General features: G+C 54.9%; 1 protein-coding gene. It reads right to left on the reverse strand.

What is annotated here, in order from left to right:
- Positions 1-221 precede the first annotated feature (221 nt).
- On the reverse strand, positions 222-2,382 hold a 2,161-nt coding region (locus DL238_RS15855; protein WP_147291042.1), incomplete at its 5' end, for a PhnD/SsuA/transferrin family substrate-binding protein.

A 2,382-nucleotide genomic window follows, 5' to 3' on the forward strand; every position in this document is an offset into this window, starting at 1 on the left:
CAGACTTTTCACTGAATATAAAACTACCTTTATAAAAACAGACATATTTGATGGTGTAATGGACAATGGAAAAATTTTATACATCCACGCTCGAACCTGATGCTCGAGAGAATACACACACACATGAAACATGTATAACAACACTGGAAAATAATGAGTGGGAGTCATCAACCCCCTTTTCATATTGACTGATGAGCGAGGATGGATTGAATGAGGACCAGCTACTCCTGCGCTGGCGTCTGGTTCTCGCATGTGCGGATCACGTCTAGCATCTCCGTATAATGCTGCATTACAGGGGTTCCTGTGTCCACCGCCCGGAGACCCGTGGCGGAATTCTTAAAGAGCAAGTCCTTTGTTCCATCGAAGTCACCGAACAGCTTGAAGAGGTCGGGTCGCCGACTGTACAAGTCTCCGGCCGCCAGCACTGCGTGTCGAATTTCGTTAAGTACATTGTCCGATTTGTCGTTACTTGTGACCACCATGTGCGGGGGCACCTCAGCTAGGTGACAGCGGCTGTATTGCTCCACAGGGGCACGACCGCCATTGGGACACAGCAGTTCGAAGTCGCTGGAGTGAAGACCGGCAGCCCATGCCGCTGTATTGTTACCATCTGTGTTCTCGGCGACGGTAGTGTGTTTCACAAAGGCGACGTCTCCAGCACCGGACGCCAGGCACCGGAAAGCGCCTGTGTAGCCGAAGAAAGACTCGTTGTTGCTGGCGGAGCATGCGTATGTGCGATCTCCAGTATCCAGGTTCCCGGCGCAAAGACTACATAGTAACTCGGGACCATGTGGGACGCCGGGAACGCAACTGCCGCCAGAGAAGAACGTGGAAACCGCTTCTGAGTAGGGACAGGAAGTCCTGCTGATGAGGGACTGGTTCAGCAGCAAATACAGCGGCACGTTCCAGCCGGCAGTGCGTCCATAACCGGTGTGACAAGACTTTGCACCCCGGAGATCAGCTATGGATTGGTACGATGAGGATTTCTTCACCACGGCCACCGCATAATACATACTGCCGTGCTCGCCGTACTGCTCTGCGATTATCGGCTTCAGGTTGTACTCCCTCATGGCTGTGAAGACGTCGCCGCCGTCGAGCGTAATCACGTCAGCGCCGTTGTCACGCACGGTGGCCATACAGTCCTGATTGGTGCTTTCCTGCACGCAGTCGAAGGCAGGGCGAATGTCCCTGGAGAAGGCGGCGCGACGCAGCACGTGGCACTTCTCCAGCTCCGTGTCCGACGTCACACAGAAGCGCACAGGACGGTGTGGATCGCCAGTGTCCCGCTCAATCACGTCCGTGTAGTTTGCCTTGTCGAGGTACTGCTGGGGCGAGAATGGGCCCCCGTTGTCAACGGCCACGGTCTTGTTGTTGAGGTCCAGCACTTTGCTGAGCCAGGCGGCGTGCTCGGTCTCGCCGATGTTGTCGGCCAGCGAGATCTGAGAGCGCAGCTCACTCATGTCTTCCACGTCTGTGTTCGTGATGTATCCCTGCCAGGGACGCGCCGCCCAGATGCAGGGCCGGCCGGTGATGGGCTTCTTCGTGCCGTCGGGACACAGGAAAGCGTAGTTGTCGGGGTCCTCCCCTGTCGGCACCGCTTCGCCTGCCCCGATAGGTAGTCCGAAGTGCTTCTTGACGTAGTAGACCTTGGTCCAAGCTACTTCCCCGCCGTTCTCAGCGAGACATCTCAGGGCGCCGTCGTAGCCGGAGTACTTGTCAGGGTAGTCACACTGCTCGGGGTGCTCGCACAGAGCACACAGATTGGGATAGCGCTCCTTGAGAGCTTGATTCTGAGCCGGATCTGGGGCCCACTTGCCGACGAGACACGCTTTACTGAACAGTTGTGAGAGGGCGTGTAGTTCGTTCTCTCGTGGCGTCATGTCCGGGTCGTTCAGATTGGTCAGAACGCCCATCTTCCTCAGCTTCGTGATGGGGATCTTGTAACCCACATTTCTGCCGACGCCAGTGTGGCAAGATTTGAGACCTCGCAGACCCTGCACACTGGTGATGTTTTGGTTCTTATGAATAACAGCCACAGCCTCGTACCGGAACTCCTCGTCAGGCTCTTCTTTGGTTCGGATCTCTTTGAACACGATGAAGGACTGGTTGGTTATCTTGGACGCCAGGAAGATATCCTCTGGGTCGACGGGCACGAAGTCGGCGTCGTGATGCTGGATCTTGTCTAGACAGGCCGTGCGGTCGCGTGCTGGGACACAATGCATGTGCAGTGCGGTCTCAGATGCCATCCGTGAAACTGTACAGTAGTGGAAGAAGTTGAAAATCTTCAGAATGTCAGGAATTTTGATAATTTTATTTAGTTCATTTCTTTTGGTACCTGCAACAACGGGTTCCAGAAACACGTTGGATGAAGCAGGAACTTTG

Source organism: Alteriqipengyuania lutimaris (genome assembly GCF_003363135.1).
GTDB classification, from domain to species: domain Bacteria; phylum Pseudomonadota; class Alphaproteobacteria; order Sphingomonadales; family Sphingomonadaceae; genus Alteriqipengyuania; species Alteriqipengyuania lutimaris.